Annotated in this window: 7 protein-coding genes and 1 pseudogene; 4 read left to right on the top strand and 4 right to left on the bottom strand. The window is 70.7% G+C overall.

Going from position 1 to position 6,358, the window contains the following annotated elements; all coding sequences use genetic code 11:
• Nucleotides 1-488: amidohydrolase family protein (locus I5I_RS00150; RefSeq protein ID WP_239639967.1), on the top strand; the 488-nt coding region annotated here is incomplete at its 5' end.
• A 9-nt stretch (nucleotides 489-497) separates the two neighbouring features.
• Here the strand turns inward: I5I_RS00150 and I5I_RS00145 are convergent.
• Nucleotides 498-1,172, bottom strand: coding sequence for a DUF305 domain-containing protein (locus tag I5I_RS00145; RefSeq protein WP_036314742.1), 675 nt, complete (start codon nucleotides 1,170-1,172; stop codon nucleotides 498-500).
• Nucleotides 1,169-1,879, bottom strand: a complete 711-nt coding sequence (locus I5I_RS00140) for a DUF3105 domain-containing protein (protein ID WP_036314740.1) — start codon at nucleotides 1,877-1,879, stop codon at nucleotides 1,169-1,171. Before I5I_RS00140 ends, I5I_RS00145 begins: the two co-directional genes overlap by 4 nt.
• Nucleotides 1,880-2,124: 245 nt before the next feature.
• Between I5I_RS00140 and I5I_RS00135 the strand changes: the two genes are divergently transcribed.
• From I5I_RS00135 to I5I_RS16170, 3 genes and pseudogenes are all read left to right on the top strand, one after another.
• A complete protein-coding gene (locus tag I5I_RS00135; RefSeq protein WP_239639966.1) occupies nucleotides 2,125-3,465 on the top strand; it encodes a multidrug effflux MFS transporter in 1,341 nt (446 codons plus the stop codon).
• A gap of 27 nt (nucleotides 3,466-3,492) precedes the next feature.
• Nucleotides 3,493-4,137 (top strand): phosphatase PAP2 family protein, encoded by a 645-nt coding sequence (locus I5I_RS00130; protein ID WP_036314738.1) that lies wholly within the window; start codon nucleotides 3,493-3,495, stop codon nucleotides 4,135-4,137.
• A gap of 5 nt (nucleotides 4,138-4,142) precedes the next feature.
• Nucleotides 4,143-5,279: pseudogene (locus I5I_RS16170) on the top strand (helicase HerA-like domain-containing protein); the annotation flags it as partial.
• Here I5I_RS16170 and I5I_RS00120 read toward each other — a convergent pair.
• Nucleotides 5,254-6,132 (bottom strand): LLM class flavin-dependent oxidoreductase, encoded by an 879-nt coding sequence (locus I5I_RS00120; protein ID WP_083867878.1) that lies wholly within the window; start codon nucleotides 6,130-6,132, stop codon nucleotides 5,254-5,256. The pseudogene I5I_RS16170 and the gene I5I_RS00120 sit on opposite strands and share 26 nt — an antisense overlap.
• 45 nt (nucleotides 6,133-6,177) lie before the next feature.
• A partial coding sequence (locus I5I_RS00115) for an FBP domain-containing protein (RefSeq protein WP_036314735.1) occupies nucleotides 6,178-6,358 on the bottom strand: 181 nt, incomplete at its 5' end.

Below are 6,358 nucleotides of genomic sequence, written 5' to 3'. Positions count from 1 at the left end.
GCCTTCTGGGCCTGCCGCACGAGGTGATGCGCACGGTCACCGAGCCGCTGCTCGGGCCCGTGCGCGCGGCATGGCAGTTTCCGTTCGGCTCCCTCCGTCGCGCGGGTGCCGCCCTGGCGATGGGCTCGGACTGGCCGGTCTCGACCACCGATCCGTGGGCGGCGATCGGCGTCGCCGTCACCCGCCGCGAAGTCGGCGTCGCGGATGCCGAGCCGCTCGGTTCCGGCGAGGAGCTGTCGCTGAGCGCGGCGCTGGCCGCATACACGAGCGGCTCGCACGAGCTGATCGGCGACGGCACGGTCGGACGGATCCGCGCGGGCGCTGCCGCCGATCTCGCGGTGGCCGATCGCGATCCGTTCGCCGGCGCGCCCGAGGAGATCGGGTTCACGCGCACCGCGTGGACGGTGTGCGCCGGTGAGGTGGTCGGCGCTCACACGCACGCAGGCTCGGAGCGCGGCCGGGCAACGGCGTGCCCCGCCTGCGCGTGAGCGGCCGCGTCAGTCCGTGCAGCCGAGTCCGGCGCGCAGCGAGGTCATCAGGTCGATCTCGGCGGACTGCGTCGCGATGACGCCCTGAGCGACCGCGAGCGCACGCGGCTCGTGTCCGAGCCGCAGCAATGCCTGCGCCATCGGCAGCGCGCCCTCGTGGTGTCGGATCATGAGGCCGAGGAACGTGCAGTCCGCCGCGGTGCCGGACTGTGCCCGCATCGCGGCGAGCTCGGCGGCGCTCGCCATGCCCATCTGCGTCATCAGCTCCGCGTCGGTCGGACGCGTCGCACCGCCGCCGTGTTGGTGAGAGGAGTCCGCGGCATCCATCCAGGCCATCAGCGGACCGCCGGTCTGGGGCAGGCCCCACTTCACGAGCCAGTCGTAGAACTCGCCCTTCTGCGCCGACTGCGTCGTCGCGATGTCGTAGGCCAGCACTCGCACGCCGTCGTTCTGCGTCGTGCGGTAGATGTCCATCGCCATCTCGACCGCCTGGCCGTGATGCAGCTGCATGTCGCGGGCGAACCCGGCCTCGGGGGAGTTCGACGTGGGCGCCGCCGCGCCCTCCGCGCCGAAGGTGGAGAAACGCCCGATCGCGAACGCGAGCGCCGCCACGGCGAGTGCGACCAGCAGCACCGCCCACCACGGGGGGAGGGTGCGTCCGGTCGCCGGCTCGGGTGCGGTCACGACTGCTTGCCCGGCCCGTCGATCGCGCCGCTGCAGGATGCCGTCGGCTCCGGGACGTTCTGGTTGCGCCAGTACTCCTCGAAGAAGGTCGGGATGCGGGGGTCGCTCGCACTGTCGAGCTTGAGCTGTGCGTTCCAGGCGCTCAGCACGATCGGGCTGGGCAGGCCGACGTACGGTGAGAGGATCACGTACGACGAGGGCAGCTGCGCCTTCAGGGCGTCGAGATCGGCGCCGCTGACGCGCGTCTGGTCGTAGGTGACCCACACGGCGCCGTGCTCGAGCGAGTGCACGGCGTTCTCGTTCTGCTGGGGCTGGTCGTAGATGCCGCAGTTCAGCCAGAACTGGTTGTGGGGGCCGCCCGCCGGCGGATTCTGCGGATAGTCGACCGTGCCGGCGACGTGCTGCGTGGCGTTCGTGAACGTCTCGACGCCGTCGATGACGGCGCCGGTTCCTCCGGCCTGGTAGGTGACCGGCTTCGGCGCGAAGGCGATGGATGCCGCGACGACCGCGACGACGGCGACGGCTGCGGTGCTGCCGACGATCCACCAGGTCAGACGGCTGCGCCGCCGGCGCGCGAGCTGCCGCTGGTACTCGGCGAGCTTCTCCTGCTTCTGGAGTTCGCGCTGCTGCTTGACGGTCAGTTCGATGCTCGCACGCGTGGCGGGGTTGCCGCTCGTGCGTTTGCGGTCGGACGGCGTGGGGGTCATGGATCCTCGGCTCGGGTCGCGGTCGGGGTGATCAAGGCACGGGGTGCCTTCCGATCGTATGCGCATGAATGACTCGGATGCTGGGGAAACGGTTAGGATCGAAGGAGTCTCGAATCGTTTCGAACCTCTTCGCCGGCGTCATCGCGCTCCGATCGACGCCTCGCCGCCTCTTCGCGACCGCGCGGCGCTCTGCGCTGCGGCATCCGCGTCGCCCGTCTGTCCGCCATCCCACCCGTCTGGAAACCGTGCGCGAAAACCCCGCCCCCCGAACTGCCTCGACACCCCTGCCCGCGGCTGCGCGTACGGCCACCGGTGCCATCCGCACGCTCGGATCGCACCCCGCCACCGCTCCGGTCGTCCTGCACCCCGGTGACGCGATCTCCACCGCACGCCGCGTGGTGTACATCATCCTGCTCGGCGCGCTCACTGCGCTCGGACCCTTCACGATCGACCTCTACCTGCCCGCGTTCCCGACGTTGCAGGCCGACTTCCGCACGTCCGCCGCGGCGATCCAGCTCACCCTGACCGGCACGATGGTCGGCTTCGCGCTCGGTCAGCTGATCGTCGGACCGCTCAGCGACAAGGTCGGACGCCGCGTGCCGCTGCTCGCGGTCACCGCCCTGCACGTCGTGGCCAGTGCCGCTGCGGCTCTCGCCCCCGATCTCACGCTCCTCGCGATCGCGCGGGTGTTCATGGGCGTCGGGGCCGCAGCCGGTGGCGTGGTCGCGATGGCGATCGTCCGCGACCTGTTCGGAGGTCGCCGGCTGGTGGTCATGCTGAGCCGGCTCGCGCTGGTGTCGGGAGCAGCACCCGTCGTCGCGCCGCTCATCGGCTCCGCTCTGCTGTCGGTCATGCCGTGGCGTGGCATCTTCGTGGTCCTGGCGCTCTACGGTGCGGTGATGCTCGTGGCGGCGATCTGGCTCATCCCCGAGACCCTCCCGGCCGCCCGGCGCAAGGAGCGCGGGGCGACCACGGTGCTGCAGCGCTACCGCGGCGTCTTCAGCGATCGGGTGTTCGTGGGTGTCCTGATCATCGGGGGCATGTCCTTCAGCGGTCTCTTCTCGTACCTGTCGTCCTCCTCGTTCTCTCTCCAGGAGACGTACGGCTTCGACGCCCAGCAGTACGGATTGCTGTTCGCCGCCAACTCCCTCGGCCTCGTCGTCGGTGTGCAGGTGGCCGCGCGGCTCGCGGCCCGCTTCGGCCCGCAGTGGGTGCTGTCGGTGTCGACCGGCGTGCTGGTGCTCGCCGCGATCGCGATCATCGCGTGCGACCAGCTCGGATGGGGGCTGTGGGGCACCATGGTGCCGCTGTTCGTGTTCATGACGGCGTGCGGCTTCACCTTCCCCTGCGTGCAGGTGCTCGCGCTCGATCGCCACGGCAAGGCCGCCGGCACCGCGGCATCCATCCTCGGGGCGACGAACTTCGGCGTCGCGGGGCTGATCTCCCCGATCGTCGGATGGGTCGCGCGGGATGCCGGCATCACGGCGACGACGATGGCATCGGTCATGGTGGGGTGCGCCCTGATCGGGGCGGTCTCACTCTGGGCGGTCGTGCGACCGTGGACCGTGGAGCGGCTCGCGCCCTGAGCCGCCGGCGTCCGGCACAATGGGGCGATGAGAGCGCCCCTGGACGATGACGTCACGACGATCATGCTGCAGCGGCTCGTCGTGGGGGTGTTGTTGATCGCGACCACGGTGTGGCTCGGCATCCAGGTGGTGGTCGAAGCCGACGTGAACGTCGACGAGTGGTGGAACGTGTTCGTCGACCGTTTCGCCTTTCTCGACGGCGTCGCCCTCGCGATGAATTTCCTCGGCGGCGGATGGTTCGCCACCTTCGTCGTCCCGCTCGCGGGCGTTGCGCTGCTGCTGTTCCGGCGTCGTCCGCGCGGCGCGCTGTTCGTGGTCGTCGCGTCGCTGGGAAGCGTCGCGCTCGTGCAGCTGCTGAAGGCGCTGTTCGGACGTGCGCGCCCCGAGGACATGATCGTCTTCTCCGATCACGGCTCCTTCCCCTCCGGACACACCGCCAATGCGGCGACGGTCGCGACGATCGCGGTCATCCTCTTTCCGCGGGTGTGGGTCGCCGTGGTCGGCGGCGCGTGGGTGTTCGCGATGGCGTTCAGCCGCACCCAGGTGCACGCCCACTGGCTGAGCGACACCGTCGGCGGCACCCTCGTGGGCGTGGGGGCGACCCTCGTGGTCGCGGCGATCTGCGCGCGCATGCTCGAGCGTGAGAACGAGCGGGTGCGCTCGCTAGGCTGAGCGCCATGAGCGCTGTCGATGACGCAGAACTTGCCCGACTGCAGGCCGAGGCCGAAGCGGCGGAGGCCGCGCTGAAGCTCGCCCAGGCCAAAGCCGCGCTCGCCGCCGCCCAAGCCGCGCGCGCTGCGGGAGGTGCCGCGGCGGGGACTGCCGCTGCGGGGGCTGCCGGGGCGGGGGCTGCCGCTGCTGCGCCTGCGGAGGAGATTTCCGCTCCGGAGGTTGACGCGGGCGTATCGACTCCTCCCGAGGCGATATCTCCTCCCGAAGCGTCGGCGGCGGATGCCGCGCAGACGGTTCCCGAGGCGCCGGCGGCGGATGCCGCGGCATCCGGTCCTTTGAACGACGCGCAGGTTGCGGCGATCGCGAAGGGATACGCCTTCGACGGCCTCACCCTCGATCTCGGGGCACTGATGAACACCGACCCGGTGCCGTCGGCGCAGATCCGCATCCCGCTGGGGATGATGAACCGGCACGGCCTGGTCGCGGGAGCCACCGGCACCGGAAAGACCCGCACGCTGCAGGGGCTCGCCGAACAGCTCGCCGCGAAGGGCGTGCCCGTCTTCGCCGCCGATATGAAGGGCGACCTGTCGGGCGTGGCGACGCCCGGCGAGCCGAGCGAGAAGCTGTTCGCGCGGACGGCCGCAATCGGTCAGGAGTGGACGCCCGCGGCATCCGTCACCGAGTACTTCGCCCTCGGGGGCGTCGGAAAGGGCGTGCCGGTGCGTGCGACCGTCTCGGGGTTCGGACCGCTGCTGCTCAGCAAGGTGCTCGGCCTCAACGAGACCCAGGAGTCGAGCCTCGGGCTCGTCTTCCACTACGCGGACGCCAACGGGCTGGCCCTGGTCGATCTCTCCGATCTGCGCGCCGTGCTCACCTGGCTCACGAGCGACGACGGCAAGGACGAGCTGAAGGCGCTCGGCGGACTGTCGTCGGCGACCGCCGGCGTGATCCTGCGCAAGCTCATCACCTTCGCCGACGACGGGGCCGACGTCTTCTTCGGCGAGCCGGAGTTCGACGTGCGCGACTTCCTGCGTACTGCCGCCGACGGGCGCGGCGTGATCTCGCTGCTGGAGGTTCCGGGCGTCGCCGACAAGCCGGCCCTGTTCTCGACGTTTCTCATGTACCTGCTGGCGGAGCTGTTCGGGCATACGTCTTGCCGAACGTCGAACGGAAGCCGTCGATGTAGCCGATGCCGTCGCCCTCCTGGCTGTGGCCGAAGTACAGTTCGTCCTCGGCGGTCGTGATCGGGAACACCGATCGGCTCACCGAGACCCGCGGCGTGCCGGCGTGGCCCGCCTCCGCCCAAGCGGCGCGGAAACGATCGATCTGCTCGGCCTGCAGAATGTCGAACGGGCGCCCGTCGGCCTCGGTGACGAGGGTCGAGGACATCAGGTTCAGTCCCGTGCGTCCCGCCCACTCGGCCGTGTCGCGCGAGCCCGCGCCCCACCAGACGCGCGAGCGCAGACCCGGCGCGTGCGGCTCGATGCGCTGCAGTCCGTGACCGCCGCCGAAAGGCGAGTTGGCGTCGCGCTCGGCCAGGCCCTCGCCGTCGATCGCGCGCAGGAACAGGTCCATGTGCTCGCGTGCGAGGTCGGCGCCGCGCGGGTCGGATGCCGTGTAGCCGAACTTCTCGTAGCCGCGCACGACCGTCTCGGGTGACCCACGGCTGACGCCGAGAGCCAGCCGACCGTCGGAGATGAGGTCGACCGCGGCCGCCTCCTCGGCGAGGTACAGCGGGTTCTCGTAGCGCATGTCGATGACGCCGGTGCCGACCTCGATCCGCTTCGTCTTCGCGGCCATCGCCGCCAGCAGCGGCATCGGGGCGGCTTGCTGGCGGGCGAAGTGGTGCACCCGCACCGCGACACCGTTGACACCGAGATCGTCCATGCCCTGCGCGAGATCGATCGCCTGGTGCAGCATGTCGCCGGCGGTCAGCTCGCGACCGCCGCCGAGCGGGCCGTAGTGGCCGAACGAGAGAGTTCCGAAACGTTGCATGATGACGACAACGCTACGCTTCCGATATCCATTCCGCTGAATGGGTCAACGGCCGTCGCGGACGCTGCGCACGAAGGCCTCGACGTTCTCGCGCAACGCGGCGATGCGCGTCGCGCGCGCGGCCTCGACGTCGAACCCGATGTAGGCCGACGCGGGGCGGCGTCGCACGTTCTCATTGCATTGGAAGCGGTCGCAGGCGAGCGTGCCGACCGTGTCGCCGCGCCGT

Source organism: Microbacterium sp. B24, from assembly GCF_000333415.1.
Taxonomy (GTDB): domain Bacteria; phylum Actinomycetota; class Actinomycetes; order Actinomycetales; family Microbacteriaceae; genus Microbacterium.
Note: the sequence above shows the minus strand (reverse complement) of the source record. Positions and strands in the feature narration are given on the sequence as shown.